Source organism: Streptomyces viridifaciens, assembly GCF_001888885.2.
Taxonomy (GTDB): Bacteria; Actinomycetota; Actinomycetes; order Streptomycetales; family Streptomycetaceae; genus Kitasatospora; species Kitasatospora aureofaciens.
This window is the reverse complement of the sequence record NZ_CP090840.1, coordinates 555,459-572,586: the sequence shown is the minus strand read 5'-3', so window position 1 is coordinate 572,586 and position 17,128 is coordinate 555,459. Positions and strand designations below refer to the sequence as shown.

12 protein-coding genes and 3 pseudogenes are annotated in these 17,128 nt (G+C 71.1%); 10 read left to right on the top strand and 5 right to left on the bottom strand.

Translation table 11 applies throughout. From position 1 onward, the window contains the following. Nucleotides 1–15: 15 nt before the first annotated feature. Nucleotides 16–1,608 carry an IPT/TIG domain-containing protein gene (locus BOQ63_RS02495; protein WP_046385673.1) on the top strand — a complete coding sequence of 531 codons (1,593 nt, stop codon included), beginning with the start codon at nt 16–18 and terminating at the stop codon, nt 1,606–1,608. A gap of 663 nt (nt 1,609–2,271) precedes the next feature. Here BOQ63_RS02495 and BOQ63_RS02490 read toward each other — a convergent pair. Then, nucleotides 2,272–2,860, bottom strand: a pseudogene (locus BOQ63_RS02490) (transposase); the annotation flags it as partial. A gap of 458 nt (nt 2,861–3,318) precedes the next feature. Between BOQ63_RS02490 and BOQ63_RS02485 the strand changes: the two are divergent. The 3 genes from BOQ63_RS02485 (at nt 3,319) to BOQ63_RS02475 (ending at nt 7,117) form a co-directional block, all read left to right on the top strand. Continuing rightward, entirely contained in the window at nt 3,319–3,999 is a 681-nt protein-coding gene (locus BOQ63_RS02485) for a hypothetical protein (RefSeq protein ID WP_454130904.1), read from the top strand. A 128-nt stretch (nt 4,000–4,127) separates the two neighbouring features. Continuing rightward, a complete protein-coding gene (locus BOQ63_RS02480) occupies nt 4,128–4,871 on the top strand; it encodes an IPT/TIG domain-containing protein (RefSeq protein WP_030556430.1) in 744 nt (247 codons plus the stop codon). Nucleotides 4,872–4,936: 65 nt separating this feature from the next. Next, nucleotides 4,937–7,117 (top strand): IPT/TIG domain-containing protein, encoded by a 2,181-nt coding sequence (locus BOQ63_RS02475; protein ID WP_499503351.1) that lies wholly within the window; start codon nt 4,937–4,939, stop codon nt 7,115–7,117. A 922-nt stretch (nt 7,118–8,039) separates the two neighbouring features. Here BOQ63_RS02475 and BOQ63_RS02470 read toward each other — a convergent pair. Next, the gene (locus tag BOQ63_RS02470) at nt 8,040–9,608 is read right to left on the bottom strand and encodes an IPT/TIG domain-containing protein (protein WP_454130908.1); all 1,569 of its coding nucleotides are present in this window, start codon (nt 9,606–9,608) and stop codon (nt 8,040–8,042) included. 690 nt (nt 9,609–10,298) lie between these two features. On the opposite strand from BOQ63_RS02470, the gene BOQ63_RS02465 reads away from it, so the two are divergent. Further along, the gene (locus BOQ63_RS02465) at nt 10,299–10,502 is read left to right on the top strand and encodes a hypothetical protein (RefSeq protein WP_072653283.1); all 204 of its coding nucleotides are present in this window, start codon (nt 10,299–10,301) and stop codon (nt 10,500–10,502) included. A gap of 362 nt (nt 10,503–10,864) precedes the next feature. Here BOQ63_RS02465 and BOQ63_RS02460 read toward each other — a convergent pair. The 3 genes and pseudogenes from BOQ63_RS02460 to BOQ63_RS02450 all read right to left on the bottom strand — a co-directional run bounded on the left by BOQ63_RS02460 (nt 10,865) and on the right by BOQ63_RS02450 (nt 12,876). Further along, a pseudogene (locus BOQ63_RS02460) lies at nt 10,865–11,865 on the bottom strand (IS5 family transposase). A gap of 73 nt (nt 11,866–11,938) precedes the next feature. Next, nucleotides 11,939–12,358, bottom strand: a complete 420-nt coding sequence (locus BOQ63_RS02455) for a hypothetical protein (RefSeq protein ID WP_072653282.1) — start codon at nt 12,356–12,358, stop codon at nt 11,939–11,941. 233 nt (nt 12,359–12,591) lie between these two features. Then, nucleotides 12,592–12,876 carry a hypothetical protein gene (locus tag BOQ63_RS02450; protein ID WP_454130910.1) on the bottom strand — a complete coding sequence of 95 codons (285 nt, stop codon included), beginning with the start codon at nt 12,874–12,876 and terminating at the stop codon, nt 12,592–12,594. A 533-nt stretch (nt 12,877–13,409) separates the two neighbouring features. Here BOQ63_RS02450 and BOQ63_RS02445 point away from each other — a divergent pair. The 5 genes and pseudogenes from BOQ63_RS02445 to BOQ63_RS02425 all read left to right on the top strand — a co-directional run. Beyond that, a pseudogene (locus BOQ63_RS02445) lies at nt 13,410–13,583 on the top strand (glutathione-dependent formaldehyde dehydrogenase); the annotation flags it as partial. A 250-nt stretch (nt 13,584–13,833) separates the two neighbouring features. Further along, complete coding sequence (locus tag BOQ63_RS02440) at nt 13,834–14,061, top strand: ferredoxin (RefSeq protein WP_030556398.1); 228 nt, start codon at nt 13,834–13,836, stop codon at nt 14,059–14,061. Continuing rightward, nucleotides 14,051–15,445, top strand: coding sequence for an NAD(P)/FAD-dependent oxidoreductase (locus tag BOQ63_RS02435; protein ID WP_072653280.1), 1,395 nt, complete (start codon nt 14,051–14,053; stop codon nt 15,443–15,445). Before BOQ63_RS02440 ends, BOQ63_RS02435 begins: the two co-directional genes overlap by 11 nt. Nucleotides 15,446–15,484: 39 nt before the next feature. Beyond that, nucleotides 15,485–16,693 carry a cytochrome P450 gene (locus BOQ63_RS02430; RefSeq protein WP_072653279.1) on the top strand — a complete coding sequence of 403 codons (1,209 nt, stop codon included), beginning with the start codon at nt 15,485–15,487 and terminating at the stop codon, nt 16,691–16,693. Between the two features lie 115 nt (nt 16,694–16,808). Continuing rightward, nucleotides 16,809–17,114 carry an RNA-dependent RNA polymerase family protein gene (locus tag BOQ63_RS02425; RefSeq protein WP_072653278.1) on the top strand — a complete coding sequence of 102 codons (306 nt, stop codon included), beginning with the start codon at nt 16,809–16,811 and terminating at the stop codon, nt 17,112–17,114. Nucleotides 17,115–17,128 lie beyond the last annotated feature (14 nt).

Genomic DNA, 17,128 nt, shown 5'->3' with positions numbered 1-17,128 from the left:
GGGACCGCCATTCCCGTGGGTGACACACCGGAGGGAGTCGCCCTCACCCCCGATGCGGCCCGTGCGTATGTGGCCAACCGGGGCTCGAATACGGTGAGCGTGATCGACACCGCCACCGACACCGTCACCGCCACCATCGCCGCGGGGGCCGGTCCCACCTTCGTGGCGATCAGTCCGGACGGCACCCGGGCGTATGTGACCGTCTACGACGACGGTCTCGTCAGCGTGATCGACACCGTCTCCAACGCCATCGTCACGGACATCCCCGTAGGGGCGGGAGCGACGGTCGTAGCGCTCACCCCGGACGGCGCCCGCGCCTACGTGACACGGCAGACCACGAACACGGTGAGCGTGATCGACACCGCCACCAACACCGTCACCGCCACCATCACCGTCGGGGACGGCCCGACCGGCCTGGTCATTACCCAGGACGGGACTCGCGCCTACGTCGCGTGTCTCGCCTCGAATACCGTCAGCGTGATCGACACCGCCACCAACACCGTCACCGCCACGATCACCGTCGGTCCCGTCCCCATCCTGCTGGGGCTTACCCCCGACGGGGCTCACCTCTACGTCACCAACGTCGGCAACTCCACGGTGAGCGTGATCGACACCGCAACGAACACGGTCACTGCCGTCGTCGGTGTCAGCGCCCAGCCGCGCTTCGTGGCAGTGAGCCCGGACGGCTCCCACGCGTACGTGGCGAACTCCGGCCCGGGCACGGTGAGTGTGATCGACACCGCCACCAACACCGTCGTCGAGAACAGCGGCGTGGGAGGCGGCCCCACCGCTATCGCGGTCTTCCCCGACGGTACGCACGCCTACGTGACCAACGCGCCTGCAAATAGCGTCAGCGATATGGCGACGACCGTGATCCCCGGCCACGGGTCCACGGGAGGGCAGACCACCGTGACTCTCACCGGCCACAACCTGGCCAACGCCACCGCCGTGCACTTCGGTACCGCCCAGGCAGTTATCACCGCCAACACAACGACATCGATGACCGTCCTCACCCCCGCCGGATCCGGTGCCGTCCCCGTGACGGTCACCACCCCGGGCGGCACCGGCACCCTCGGATCCTTCTACTACACACCGGTCCCCGCCCTCACCGACATCAGCCCCGTCGCGGGCCCCGTCGCAGGCAGCGACCAGGAGATCGTCATCACTGGCCGCAACCTCGCCGGAGCCATCGACGTGTACTTCGGCCCCACCCGAGCCGTCATCCAAACCGTCTCCGACACCCAGATCACGGTCAGGGCCGCCGGTGCCCCGGCGCCGGGCGGTGTCGCCGTCACCGTGACCACCCCCGGCGGGAGCACCGACGGGCTGTCCTACACCTACGTTGACCCGCCCACCGAAACCGGCGTCAGCCCCAACGCCGGACCGACCGCCGGCGGCACCCAGGTGACCATCACCGGCACCGGCCTCGCATCCACCGACCAGGTCACCTTCAACGGCATCCGGGCACCGTTCGAGGTCGTCTCCGACACCACCCTGACCGCCACCGCCCCGCCCAGCGGAGCCGACGGCACCGTCGACGTCATCATCACGGGCCCCGGCGGCAGCTCTGCCGGAACGTTCACCTATACCGCCGATCCCAACATCTGACCTCACGTCCGTAGGCTCCCGAGCCGCCTCGCCACCGCTCGCAACGCGAGGGCCGGGCACCGTGGCCCGCTGCGAGGTCGAGGCGGGCGGGCCAGGACAGCAGCTCCGCGACACCGTCATAAGCGGTGGTGCCCGTCCGGAAGACGGACTGCTGCGCCCCCGGGCGGCGTCGAACACCGTGATCCGGCAGGCGCTCGGCGATCTCGCGCTGCACGGCCTGGTCGCCTCCGACGGCAACACCCGGGACCGGCATAAGACCTGGCGGCTCGAAGGCTCTGCCGGGCTGGGGGCGGCCGGGCAGGTGCTCGGCCTGCCCCGCCCGGAGATGGGCGGCACGGCTCGGGGCGCCGGCCGTTCTGGTGCCCAGCACGCGATGGCGGTCAACGAGACGATCGCCGCGTTCGTCCTCGGCGGCAGCGCGCCCGGGGCCGCGGGCGGGGTGGGCACCGTGCGGTCCTGGCGGATCTTTTCGGGGGCCGGATGGTGCGCGTCACGGGCAATGGTTTGTGACACGCACCGGTTTGTCCTCCTGTCAGATCGGATCGGCGGCTGCCGCCTGGCCGCTCGTCGGTGTCCGGCTCGCTGCCCGTGCTCGCCGCCGTCCGGGCCGTCCAGGGCGTCGTGCTGCTCGCCGCCGTCCCCGTCCGGTGCGGTCGAGGACTGTCCCGCCCGCTGTCCCGCGGCAAACTCCGCGCGGCTGGGCGCCGGCCGGCGCATCACCCGGTCCGAGCGGAGTCGGCCGAGGACCTGCACCGGCAGGTCGCCGAGCAGGTGGGCGATGCGCGGGGCGTCGTAGCCGGCGTCCATCACCACCAGGATCTCCGGATCGCCCGCCGTCCACTGTTCCGCCTCAATTAACCGGCCTACGGTGTTGCGGAGTTGGGCGGTGGTGACGGCGGCCAGGTCGGCGCCGGGCTCCAGCCGCACCGCATCCAGGACGGCGGTCCAAGAGGTGCGGCCAGTCTCCAGCGCGACGACGAACGAGTACGGCCAGCCAGGGATCATCTGGTGCTTGGCGTCGCCGCGGCCATAGGTGTGGCAGAACGAGCGGTCCGGGCAGGTCCCGGCGCCCGGCCGCAGCCACGGGGAGACGTCCACCGCGAGCACCAGACGCCCGCCGGCGGCCCGCGGCAGCGACAGGCCAGCCAGCGCGGTCCAGCAGCCGACTGGTGTCCAGGCGGCCCCGGTTCAGCGCGCCGTATAGAGCACCGTGCCCGCGCCGGTGCTCGGGCGCCAGCGCCAGGTCCACCAGCCACCACCGCGCCGAGCTGCCGGTGGCCGCGCTGTGGAAGGCGGCTGGCCGCGGTGGCCTGGAGCGCGGCTGCATTTTCTACTCAGACCGCGGCGCGGTGCCGCTGCGGTCGGGTTCTTGGGGAGTGTGTGCGGCGTTCTGGGTGCGTGGCCGGTGGTGGGGCTGTGCGTGGCCGGTGGTGCACGCGAGACGCTACGGCCGTCACGTGCTGCTCCATTACGGTGACGTATCGTCAACCTTCTTGTGGCTGGCTCACTCCGACGGCTTACTGGTGGTGTCAATCCGGTGGGCCGCCCATCCTCTCCGGGGAGTGGACGTCGGCCCGCCTGTGACGCGACTGTGCTTCCGGGCGGTTGGTGCCCGCTGGGCTCCCCTGGGGAAGGACGTGGTTCGCCATCCGGTGCCGCTGGTCGGCACCGGATGGTGCGGTGGCTCGCGCAACCTCTTGTGGAGGCGTCATGCCAACTGTCCGCACCTGGCGAGCCGTCCTCGGTGTCTGCGTCCTGGGCGTGGGCCTGGCCGCCGTCCCGGCCACCGCGCATGCCCAGACACCCGTCCTGTGCAGCGAGCGCGCTCTGGTGGCGGCGATCAACGCGGCGAACGCCGTCGGCGGGGACATCCTGGCGCTGACGCCGGGCTGCACCTACACGCTCACCAGCGCCCACGGCGGCGGACCCGACGGACCGGTGGGGCTGCCGCCCGTCACCGCCCCGATCACCCTGCTGGGCCTGGGGAACACCATCGCCCGAGACCCGGGCGCGCCGCCCTTCCGGATCCTCCAGGTCGAGGGCGCCTCGAACGTGCCGGACACCCACGGCCAGCTCAGCATGGCGGGGGTCACCATCCGCGGCGGCAGCGCGGTGACGCCCTATCCGGGCGGCGGGATCGCCAACCTGGGCGGCACGCTCTCCCTGGTCGCCAGTTCCGTGACCGGCAACACCGCAGTCGCCGGGGGCGGGATCTACACCGACAACGGCGCGGTGTCGCTGACCACGAGCTCCGTCACCGGCAACAGCGCCACCGACAGCGGCGGTGGCATCTACGTCAACTCCGGCGGCGTGACGACGCTGGTCAGCACGATCAGCGGGAACACCCCGGACAACTGTGCCCCGTCAGGCAGCGTGCCCGGCTGCAGCTGACGGCCCGGCCGACGCCCTCGGCCGCAGGCCCCCTCACGCGACATCCGTCGCCACCAGCGGCGAACACGACCATGCGGTCGCGGTTCGTCATGCCCTCGCAACACCCATCCAACCAAGGAGGCAGCGCCATGCCCATCTCTCCCAACCAGGGATCGACCGGAGGCGGAACCACCGTCACCATCACCGGCACCAACCTCAGCGGTGCCACCGCCGTGCACTTCGGCTCCAAGCTCGGCACCATCACCGCCAACACGGCCACCTCGGTCACCGTCATCTCCCCGTCCGGCAACGGCACGGTTCCGGTGACCGTGACCACCCCGGGCGGCACCAGCAACCCGCTGTCGTTCTACTACATCGGCGCGCCGTTCAAGGCCGGCATCAGCCCCACCTCCGGCGTGACGGCGGGCGGCAACACCGTCACCATCACCGGCACCGGGCTGTCCACCGCCACCGCCGTGCACTTCGGCAGTGCCTCCGCGACCCCGACCGTGGTCAGCGACGGCCAGCTGACCGTCACCGTGCCGGCGGGCACGGCGGCCGGGTCGGTTGGCGTCAGCGTCACCACCGCGGGCGGCACCAACAACGGCCTGTCCTACACCTACGTCGACGGGCCCACCATCGGGACCCCGGTCCCCGCGGCGGGGCCGACCTCCGGCGGCACCGCGGTGACCATCCCCGGCAGCGGGTTCACCACCACCCAGTCGGTCACTTTCGGCGGCGCCCCGGCACCGTTCGATGTCGTCTCCGACACCGAGATCGCCGCGGTCACCCCGCCCGGAACCGCCGGCGCCGCCGACATCGTGGTCACCACCACCGGCGGCAGCGCCACCGGCACCGGCGCCTTCACCTACGTCGCCGGCCCCGGCATCTGACCGGGCGACCGGGCCGCTGACGTCCGGTCACCACGACGGCCCGTGAACCGCCGACCCGGTGGGGGGTGCTCCTTCCCCCGACCGGGTCGGCGTCCACCCGCGCCCACCCCCACCAGCCCCGGCCCGCAACCCGGGTCGGGCCAAGGCTCCGGCCGCTGCCGAAGGAGCACCTGTTGAACCACCCCGCCCCATCGCGCGCCTCGTCCGGCGCGCGGCCCCTGTCCGTGGCCACCCCCGTCGTCACTTCCGTCTCGCCGGCTTCGGGGCCCGCTGCGGGCGGCACCCGTGTCACGGTGACCGGCACCGCCTTCACCGGTGCGACCGCCGTGCGATTCGGCGCCATCACGGCGTCCTTCACCGTCGTCTCCGACACCCAGATCACCGCCACCGCACCCCCGGGGACCGGCACGGTGCAGGTGACCGTCACCACCCCCAGCGGCATCAGCACCCAGTTCGTCACCTACACCTACAGCACCACCTCCGGACCGACCCTCGCCTCCGTCGCCCCGAGTTCGGGTCCGGCGGCCGGGGGTACGACGGTCACCCTTACCGGCACCGGGTTCACGGGCGCGACCGCCGTGTTGTTCGGTACGACCGCGGCGGCCTCCTTCACCGTCGTCTCCGGCACGCAGATCACCGCGACGACACCCCCGGGGACGGGGACGGTCCAGGTCACGGTGGTCACCGGGAGCGGTACCAGCAACGGCGTCCCCTTCACCTACACCACCGCCCCGCTCCCCACTCTCGCGTCGGTGGCCCCGAGTTCGGGTCCGGCGGCCGGGGGTACGACGGTCACCCTTACCGGCACCGGGTTCACGGGCGCGACCGCCGTGTTGTTCGGTACGACCGCGGCGGCCTCCTTCACCGTCGTCTCCGGCACGCAGATCACCGCGACGACACCCCCGGGGACGGGGACGGTCCAGGTCACGGTGGTCACCGGGAGCGGTACCAGCAACGGCGTCCCCTTCACCTACACCACCGCCCCGCTCCCCACTCTCGCGTCGGTGGCCCCGAGTTCGGGTCCGGCGGCCGGGGGTACGACGGTCACCCTTACCGGCACCGGGTTCACGGGCGCGACCGCCGTGTTGTTCGGTACGACCGCGGCGGCCTCCTTCACCGTCGTCTCCGGCACGCAGATCACCGCGACGACACCCCCGGGGACGGGGACGGTCCAGGTCACGGTGGTCACCGGGAGCGGTACCAGCAACGGCGTTCCCTTCACCTACACCACCGCCCCGCTCCCCACTCTCGCGTCGGTGGCCCCGAGTTCGGGTCCGGCGGCCGGAGGTACGACGGTCACCCTCACCGGCACCGGCTTCGCCACCGCCACCGCCGTGCGCTTCGGCGCGCTGCCCGCGACCTCGTTCACCGTCGTCTCCGACAGCCACATCACCGCGGTGGCCTCCGCCGGGACCGGCACCGTGCAGGTCACCGTCACCACGGCGGGCGGCACCAGCAACGGGATCCCCTACACCTACTCCGCGGCCCCCGTCCTGAGCGGTGTCAGCCCCAACCAGGGGCCCACCTTCGGCGGGAACACCGTCACCCTTACCGGCACCGGGTTCACCGGAGCCACCGCGGTCGCCTTCGGCGCCGCGGCGGCCGCCGCTTTCACCGTCGTGTCCCCGACCCAGATCACCGCTGTGGCCCCCGCCGGATCCGCCGGTCCGGTCGGCGTCACCGTCACCACCCCGGGCGGCGCGAGCACCCTCGCCAGCGCCTACTTCTACGTCGCCGCCCCGGTCCTCACCGGTGTCACCCCGGCCGCGGGCCCGCTGGCGGGCGGGAACACCGTCACCCTCACCGGCACCCACCTCGTCGAGGCCACCGCGGTGCGCTTCGCGTCCACCCCCGCCGGGGCGTTCACCGTGGTCTCGGACACCCAGATCACCGCGGTGGTCCCCGCCGGGTCCGCCGGTCCGGTCGGTGTCACCGTCACCACCGTCGGCGGCACCAGCGCCGCGGTCACCTACACCTACCTGGCCGCGCCCACCGTCACCGCGCTCAGCCCGAGCCAAGGTCCCGTCTCCGGCGGGAACAGCGTCACCCTCACCGGCACCGGCCTTGCTCAGACGAGCCAGGTGCTCTTCGGCGCGGTGCCCGCGGCGTTCACTGTCGTCTCCGACACCCACCTCGTCGCCGACGCCCCGCCCGGCCCCGCCGGTCCGGTCGGCGTCACCGTCACCACCCCCGGCGGCCCCAGCGCCGCGAACCCCTACACCCGACTCCCCGCGCCCGGTATCTGACACCAGCCCCCTGCACCGGCAGCCCCCGGATGGCCGACCTACCGTCACCGCGTCCGGCGGGCCGGCCACTCACACCAGGAGCTTGTCCACGCCTGTCTCCCCGGACCAGGGTTCCACCGCCGCCGACACCGCGGCCCCACGGGCGCGCTACCTCTCACCGTCACTACCGGCGGCGGCCTCACCACCGGCACGGTCTCCTACATCTACCTCGACCCACCGGTCCTCAGCGGCCTGAGCACCACCACCGGCTCCGTCTTCGGCAAGAACACAATGTCACCGGCCCGCACCTGGCCACCACGACCACTGCCGCCGTAGGCGGCATCCGCACCCGGTTCAGCGTCGGATCCGACACCACCGTGGCCATCGACATCCCCGCCCCACCACGGGCCCCGCCGACGTCACCATCACTACCGCCGCCGGCACCGCGACCCTCCCCGGCGCCTACACCTACACCTGACCGCGAGCAGGGGGACGGCACTGCTCCCCTGCGCCTGACTGAGACCAACCGCAGACCGGGCCGGGCCCCTCACCACAGGGAGCCCGGCCCCCGCGCGCCCTGGTGGTGGGGGCGGTGGCCCAGCAGATCGTGGACACCTGGCGCCGGCGTCGTCACGTCAGCCGGCGCAGCGCAGGCGGTCCAGCCCGGAGGAGTGGCGGCCTGCCCGACGGTCGGGGCCGAGAGAACGAGATCCGGCCCTCTGGGGGAATCTCGGCCGTCGCGCCGTCGCGCCGTCGCGCCGTCGCGCCGCCCCGCCGACGCCGGCGACCCAGCGAAGAACCGGCGCTGCCCATTCCTGCCACGCTCCTGCGGCCGGGACGGGCAGCCCGCCGATTCCGATACAGCCCACCGCGCTGGACGCTTCGACGGGTCAGGGCCCCGGCGATTCCCAGCCGCTGCCCCCGGGCCGTTGCGCCGGGGTCCTCAGGTGTAGGTGTAGGGCTCGGGTGCGGTGGCGCTGCCTCCGGGGGTGGCGACGGTCACCTCGACGGCGCCCGCCGTGTGCGCGGGGGCGGTGGCGTTGATCAGGGTGTCGGAGACGACGACGAAGGCGGCGGAGGTGGTGCCGAAGGCCACGTTGGTCGTGGTGGCCAGGCCGGTGCCTGTGAGGGTGACGGTGGTGCCTCCGGCCGCGGGGCCGGTGACCGGGCTGATGGCGGTGGCGGACGGGGGAGCGAGGTAGGTGTAGGTGGCGTCATCGGCGACGCCGCCTACGGTGGTGACGACGACAGGGACGGTGCCGGGCGCCGCGGGTGTGGTGGTGACGGTGATTTGACTGTCGGAGAGCACGGTCGGGACCAGGGTGGCGGTTCCGAAGGTCACCGTGGTGACCGTTTGCAGGTTGCGGCCCTCGATGGTGACGGTGGTGCCGCCCGCCACCGGTCCGGCGCTGGGGTGGAGCGCGGTGATACGGGGCGGGGGGATGTAGTAGAACGGGACGGGGAAGCTGGTGCCGCCGGGGGTGGTGACGGTGACGTTGACGACGCCCTGGCCGGCCGGGGTGACGCAGGTGATCTCGTTGTCGTCGACGACCACGACGTGGGTGGCGAGCCGGTTGCCGAAGTGGACGGCGGTGGTCCCGGTCAGGTGGGTCCCGATGATCGTGACGGGTGTCCCGCCGCCGGTGGGCCCCTGGTCCGGGAACAGGCCGGTGAGCCCGGGGAGCACGCTGACGGTGCTGGCGCCGTTGTTGACGACGTAGATCTGCAGGTCGTCCGGGGTCACGGCGAGGAAGTAGGGGGTGTTCAGTCCGCCGTAGGTGCGCACGATGGTGTGGGTGGCGGTGTCGATGGCGCTGACGGTGTCGTTGCCGCTGTCGGAGACGTAGGCGAGCGTGCCGTCCCTGGTGATCGCGACCATGAAGGGAAGGCTGAAGCCCGGGATGGCGGCGATGATGGTGCCGGTCGCCAGGTCGATGACGTCCACGATGTTGCCGCCGTAGTTGGGGACGTACAGGTACCGTCCGTCCGGGGTGACGGCGCAGACCCGGGGGAAGAGGAAGCCGGTCAGGCGGGCGGTGACGGTGCCGGTGGCGGTGTCGATGACGCTGATCGCGTTGTCGCCCTCCTCGCTCACGTAGACGTGCCGCCCGTCGGGGGAGACCGTGACGTTCCGCGGCCCGGTGCCGACGGCGATCTCCCCGAGGACCGTCAGGGTCGCGGTGCCGATCACGCGCACCCTGTTCAGGCCCTGGCAGGCCACGTACACGCGGCTGCCGTCCGGGGTGGCGGCCAGCCCAACCGGGTTGGCCATGCCGGTGACGGCGCCGCTGACCGTGTTGGTGGCCGTGTCGATCACCTGGACGGTATTCGCGGCGTAGTTCGCCACGTACACCTGCCGCCCGTCCGGAGTGGCCGTGAGACCCCAGGGACCGGAGCCCACGTCGATCGAGGCGGTGACCGCCCTGGTCGACGTGCTGATCACCTTGACGGTGCCGTCACCGAAGTCGCTGACGTACGCCCACCGGCCGTTGGGGGTGATGACCACCCCCACCGGACCCGCACCCACCGGCACGGTAGCCACCGGAGCGGTGGCCGCCGGCGCCGCCGAGCGGTCCAGGGCCGACGACGCCCCGGTCACTATCGGGGAGGGCCAGCGCCCACGTCCCGGTTCTGGTCCAGCGTTCACGCCGTCCTCCCTCCGGCCGCGCCCGCAGGCACGGCAGCACAGGCGGCCCAGCCCGGAGCAGTCCCCGCGGCACGCCTGACAGACCGGACTGAGAGAACGAGATCCCTCCCCGCGGGAATCTCGGCTGCCGCCCCGCGACGCCGACGCCCCAGCGAAAGACCGGCGCGGCCCATCCCTGCCACGTTCCTCCGGGGGATGGGCAACCCGCCGATTCCAATACAGCAAACCGTGCAGGACGCTCACACAGTCAGCAAGAGCCCTCGACGCAGCATCACCCGAACGGCGCAGCACACGAGTCAGCCTTCGTCCCCCCGAGGAACCAACCCGCCGGCCGGTGGGCTCCGCAAGCCTGGGTCTGTACGGTGACCGGTTCTGTCCCGCAATCGGTGGTAAGCAGAGGTGACCGGCATCTTTGGCGTGGTGTGCGAGATTCAATGGGCTTGTGGACGTGGTGTTTTCGGGGTTGTCGGCGCTGGCGGTCGAGGGCGTGACGGGCGAGTGTGGTGTGATTCGGGTGACCGCGCGCACCCGGGAGGATCCAATGCCGTCTCCCGCGTGCGGTACGCCGGTGGGGCGGGTGCACGGCTTCCACCATCGAAACGGTGGCGGACGTGCCGGTGGACGGTCGGCCGGCTCGTTGCCCCGTTCGCCGCAGCCCTCCTCGAACTCGTCCAGGCCCAGGCCGACGACACCAGCCGCTTCGTCGGCCTGCCGACCTGGATGCAGATCCTCGACCGGCACTTCCCACGACCCCAGTGACCACCGGCCCGACGTTCTGATGACAGTTCAAGAGCTATCCGGCAGGCACCGATGGCGTCGACCAGCACCAGACAGTCGACGCCATCGCGTTCAACGACCCCGCCCGCTACGCCGCCGCTTCCCCGGCCGGCTCGTCGTCGATGTGCTTGAGCCGGCTGCGGGCGTGATGCTGTTGTCGTCTGGGCCCGGGGGCGCATGTCGCAGAACCTGTCGCGCAGGGCGTGGTGCGAGAATCCTAGGACGGCCGGAATTCATCCGTGGCACGTTTTCATCGTTGTCGGCTCAGATCGTCGGCTGATTGGTTCCAGACGCGAAACCGCCAGTGCCGTCTCAGATGACCTAGGGCGCGTATTCGGTCGTGATCAGTGGGTTCGGGTGAGGTCCTTGATCCAGATCATTGCGCCGCGGAGGTGGAGGCCGGCGAGGTAGCTTTCCGGGGTCTTGTCATACCGGGTCGCGATGCCTCGCCAGGCCTTCAGCTTGTTGATCAGGCGCTCGACGGTGTTCCGCTCCTTGTAGAGCTCGGCGTCGTGGCTGACAGGCCGGCCGCCCCGGCTGCCCTTCTTCTTCCGGTTGGCGGCCTGGTCCTTCTTCTCCGGGATGACCGCCTTGATGCGGCGTTTGCGCAGGTGGGCACGGTTGCCGCGGGACGAGTAGGCCTTGTCCCCGGCGACCGCGTCGGGCCGGGTGCGAGGACGGCCGACCGGCACCCGGACCCGGACCTTCTTCAGCACGGGGATGAACTGCGGGCTGTCCGCGGTCTGGCCCTCAGTCAGGATGAACACCAGCGGGCGGCACTTGCGCTCACCGGCAACGTGGATCTTGCTGGTCTGCCCACCCCTGGAGCGCCCGAGCAGGGCTTCCTTCAGCCGGAGCTTGCGCCGGCGCCGGATGCGTCGCCGTTCTGCCCGTTTCGGGTCACCTGAGGCGTCCCGCCCGTCTTGTTCCTCCGGGCCTCCCCCTTTTGCCGGGCCTTCTCCGCCTCCTCGGCAGCCTTCTCCAGGGCGGCCATGGTGTCGGAATCGAGGTGCATCCCGGCGGCGTCGTGGTGAGCGCGCACGGTGGTGGAGTCCACACTGACCAGGGACAAGTCCACCTCGCCGCGCTTCGCGGCTTCCGCGATCACGCCCTCCATCAGAGCTTCGAAGACACCGGCGTCCCTCCACTGCCGGAACCGATTGGAGACGGTTGACCACGCACCGAACTCCTTCGGCATCTCCCGCCACTGCCCGCCCGTCCGGAATCGCCAGATCACGCCCTCGAACTGCTGCCGCAGCCGCTCCGGGTACGGGCCGTACTCGCCGATCGGCAAGTACGGCTCGATCAACACCCACTCCGCATCCGTAAGTTGCGCTCGTGTCACGCACTACGGTCTACCGGATCGGGACCCGCCGCGAAGGTGAATCGGGCAGATTGATCACGACCGAATACGCGCCCTAGTCCGCGGTACAGCCCCAGTAGGCGATCTCGGCTGGTTCGCCATCTTGGTACAGCACCGTGCACCGGCCGATTCCTCGGCCGACAGGGTTCAGGAGTTGCGGTAGCGCGGCCTCCCACTGTTCGCGCGTGGGCCGGCCGTTGGGAGCCCAGCTTCGGACTTCGCCCCCGGTCAGTGGGCGCATCATGGCGACGTCGTCGCCGCCTTCGGCGTCGATCAGCGCGTAGAAGTCGAGCACTGTGCCGGTGCCTCCCGTCAGGATGTACTCCTGCCAGTCCTCGTCCCGCCACAGCTCACTGATGCTCTGCCCCGGAAAACCGTGATCGTCCTTCGCCAGCTCCCGCGCCTGAGCCTGACGGAATGCCGCTCCCAGATCCTCCTGGTAGGGCCCGGTTTCCGCCCATCCACTGCCACCCACGCAAAACCCTCCCTGGTCACCCGTCCTGGCTGCGCCGCACGCTAGCGGTCGCCGCTGATCGGCGGCGGGCAGCGGCTCGCGAGGGCCGCGCCGGGGCGCGGTCTGCTGGACGGGCCGGGTCGGACGCGGCGGCCTGCGCGACCACTGGCCCACGATCGTCGGCCCCGACGCCGCCGCCCACTGGCACCTGCGTGGCGGCCGCCGGAACCGGCGACCGCCGAGGGCGCCGGAGATCAGAAGCGGTGGGTGGTGTCCCGCTCGGCCGCTTCGATCTGGTTGATCCGGCGCTGCAGCGCGTCGGCCTGGGCACGGGTCTTGCGCGCCGCGTCGTGCTGGCCCGCGCGGTCCAGTCGGTCGGCCTTCTGACGCAGTTCGGCGACCTGCTGGCGCATCTTGTTGAGGTCGACCTTGATCGAGGCGGCAGCCGCCGGCTGGGCGGAGGCGACCTGGGCAACCGTCGCCAGGGCGCCGCCGGCCAAGGCTGCGGTCAGGACGAGGGCGGTCATGCGTCGACGCATGGGTGACTCCTTACGGTATTACACGGATCACTGACTGGACATCATCGGATTACCAGTCAGTAACCATGATGGCACGATCCTGTGCCGCCTCCTGCGCCCGAACCGTCCTACCCTGCGCACCGCTACAACCCGCTCCCCGGACCACTACAACCCACCCTTCCCCCCTCCACATCGCTCCGCTCCGGCACCCGTGAGGGCCTGGCCGCCCCGGCCCGTGTGCGGGAGGAGCCGTGCTGCCGGGTGCGCACCGAACGGTTCGTCAGCCTCGGCGGCACGGTCTTCGTGATCCACCGCCATCAGCCCGCCTGCCCGCGCTGGACCATTCCCGCCACAACCTGAATCCCCGGGCCTCGCGGCCGGTCACTCAGCCGGCTGGGAGGTGCCCGCACGGGCGGCCCGCTTCAGTTCCATCTCGGTTTCAGCACCGCCACACAGCAGGCCCGCAACCGGGCCGCCCAGACCTCGGCGCCGCCCAGCGGGTGTCGCAGCTCTGGGCCCCTGTCTGGTGGGTGTGGTGGGTGGGTTGGGGCGTTGGGCAGTGCCACGTGCACAAGTACATGAAGCCGCTGCTGGGCCTGATCGAGCAGGGCAAGATCGATCCCACCTCGGTGATCACCCACCGGCTGCCCCTGACCGAGGCACCGACCGGCTACGACCTGTTCAAGAACAAGAAGGACCACTGCGAGAAGGTCGTCCTCAAGCCATGAGAGCCGCGATGGATGCGGCACCATGCCTCGCTAACGCCGACAAGCCGAGCCGGTCCTGCAGAACGTGCGCGAACATCCGCTGCGATCGAGAGGTGCCATAGGCGCCTGACCTGCCCAGCACTGTCCTTGCCTTGCGGGGGCTCTGCGGAGGGCTGAACCTGAAAGTGAGGCATGCCTACTGACCACATGGACCGAGCGCGGACGGCTGCGGGGCTCGGACACCGCGGCCCGCGCAGGGAGCGGGTTCCCCATGAGGCTTGTCGTCGATCTCAACCGGTGCCAGGGATACGCGCAGTGCGTCTTTCTCGCCCCGGACGTCTTCGCCCTGCATGGCGATGAGGCACTGCTGTTCTCCCCTCGCTTCGACGAGGCGCAGCGCGACCGGGTGGAAGAGGCTGCTGCCGCCTGCCCGGTCCAGGCCATCCTTGTCGACTACTCCGACGAGCCGACGAGGGGGGCGGAGCCCCATGTCGGCTGACGCGGACGTCGAGGTCCTGCGGCGGGAGGGCCGCATCGTCGTCGTCGGTGCTTCGCTGGCCGGTCTGCGCGCGGCGGAGACCCTGCGGGACAAGGGCTTCACCGGGTCCCTGACCATGATCGGTGATGAGCCGTACGAGCCCTACGACCGGCCGCCGCTGTCCAAACAGGCGCTGCTCGGGCGAGCGCGGGCCGAGGACACCGCGCTGCCGCGACGGCGCGAGATCGATGCCGAATGGCGTCTGGGCGTCGCCGCCGAGGGCCTGGACCGGCAGGCCAAGCGGGTACGCCTGGCGAACCGCGACACCGTCCCCTACGACCGCCTGCTGATCACCACCGGGACCAGAGCGCGACCCTGGATCCACCCGGACGAGGCCGCGCTGGACGGGGTATTCGTGCTGCGTACCCGCGACGACTCCGTACGCCTGGACCGGAAGCTGGCCGGCAGCCCGTCCCGGGTGCTGGTGATCGGCGCCGGTTTCACGGGCTCCGAGGTCGCCTCCGCCTGCCGGGAGCGGGGCCTTGAGGTCACGGTCGCCGAACGCGGTCCTGCACCGCTGGTGGGCGCACTGGGCGGGGTGATCGGCGCGGTCGCGGACCGGCTGCAGCGCAGGAAGGGAGTCGATCTGCGCTGCGGCATCAGCGTCACCGCTCTGGAAGGCGACTACGCCGGACGACTCAGGCGCGCCCATCTGTCGGACGGCTCGGCGATCGAGGCGGAGGTGGCGGTCGTCTCGCTCGGAGCCATCAGGAACACCGATTGGCTCGCCGGCTCCGGGCTGGCCGCGGGCCCCCGGGGGATCGCGTGCGACGCCGGGTGCCGGGTCTTCGACGTCAACGGCATCGTCACCGACGACATCTACGCCGCCGGCGACGTCGCACGCAGCCCGCACCCGCTGTTCGACTACCAGTTCCTGTCGCTGGAGCACTGGGGCAACGCGGTCGAACAGGCCGAGATCGCCGCCCACAACATGATCTGTGCGGGTCCCGATCGCCGTCCGCACCTGTGGCTGCCGATGTTCTGGTCCTCCCAGTTCGGCGTCAACATCAAGTCCGTGGGCGTGCCCTCGCTGGGCGACCAACTGGTTGTTGCCCAGGGAACGCTCGCCGAGGAGCGGTTCGTCGCGGTGTACGGGTACCACGGCCGCGTCATCGCCGCGGCGTCCTTCGACGGAGCCAAGTGGCTGGGGTTCTACCAGCAGCAGATCGAGGCCGCCGCGCCGTTCCCGCCGGAGTACGGCACGGTCGACCGTCGCACCGAAACGCTGGAGCCGGTCGACCCGGCCTTCCCCGACCCCCACCTGCCCACCCACGGGCCCACCGTCACGCTGACGGGTCACTCACCGAGCGAGCGGCGTGTCGAGTTCGTTCCGTCGCATGCCTGATCACCGGCCCTGTGCCGCCCGGAGCCCTCAGGAGAGACCATGACGCCCGGCACCATCACCGCGCAGATCACCGACTACGCCAACCGAGCCGATCCGTACCCGCTCTACGCGGAACTGCGCGAGCAACCGGTCAGGCGGGAGGACGACGGCACCTACCTGGTCAGCACCTACTATGAGGTGCGGAACCTTGCCAACGACCCGCGGCTGAGCAACGACACACGCAACCGCCCGCCCGGCTACGCCCGCGTCGGGCACCCGGCGGAGGAGACCGGTCTGCCGCCGAGCTTCATCTTCACCGACCCGCCCGTGCACGACCGGCTGCGCGACACCATCAACCGGCCGTTCGGTCCCCCGCACAGCCCCAGATTCCTCGACGGCCTGCGCGCAGACCTGGCCACGGTCGTCACCGAGCTGCTCGACGCCTTCGAAGGCAAGGACCAGGTCGACATCGTCGAGGACTTCTCCTACCCCCTACCCGTCACCGCCATCTGCAAGGTCCTCGGCGTGCCGCGCGAGGACGAACCGCGCTTCCACGTCTGGGCCGATGCCCTGGCGTCGTCACTCGATCCCCGCCCCGGCGGCGACGACGGCCAGGAAAAGGCACAGCGGGCACGCCAGGACATGGGCGCCTACCTGTCCGACCTGATCGAGACCAAACGCCGCCACCCCGGCCCCGGCATACTCAGTGCCCTCGCCCCCGACATGACACCGGCAGACCTGGAGGCCACCGCAGTGCTGCTCCTGGTCGCCGGCCACGAGACCACCGTCAACGCGATCACCAATACGACCCTCACTCTGCTGCGCCACCCCGACGTCCTCCAGCGGTTCCAGAAGGACCCGGACCTGGCCGTCCCGCTCATCGAGGAAGTGCTGCGGTTCGAGCCCCCGGTCCAGTTCGTCCCGTGGACCACCGCCCTGGCCGACATCGACGTCGCCGGCACCACGATCCCCAAGGGCTCGCCGGTCTGGCTCATGCTGGCCGCGGCCAATCGTGACCCCAAACGCTTCGAGGACCCCGACCGGTTCGATCCCGACCGCAAGGACAACGAGCACCTGGGTTTCTACACCGGCATCCACTACTGCTTCGGCGCCCCGCTCGCCCGCATAGAACTACATGCGGCCGTGCCCGAACTGTTCCGCCGGGTCAAGTTCTCCGGGCTGCTCGAGGACCCGCCGCCGTACCGCACCAACGCCGTACTGCGCGGCCCACGCCATCTTCCCGTGGCGATCGAGGGCCTGACGGCTTGAGCACCACGGAACGAGGGCCGAGCGACATCTGCCGTTTCGATGATGGACGGTCACCTGCCGCAGTAGACCGTCTCGTGGTCCTGTCGCCGAACAGGCGCGGGAGCTGGCGGCGGAGGTGCTGGGCGGGCTGGGGATGCAGCTGCATCCGGAGAAGTCCGGCATCGTCTGCCTCACCCGGGGCGGACAGGGCTTCGAGTTTCTCGGCTTCCACCATCGCAAGGTGGAGTCGTGGAAATGGCGGGGCAGGTTCTACCTGCAACGCTGGCCCTCGCAACGAGCGTTGGGGGTGCTGCGGGACAAGATCCGCGCAGCCGCCTCCCGCTCGAAGACCGAACGGCCGGTGGCCGCCGTCGTGGCCGAGTTCAACCCCGTGTCGAGTCTCGGCGCCGGGGCGAGTTCACCGACAAGGTCCTCTCTGTGATGCGCAGCGAATTC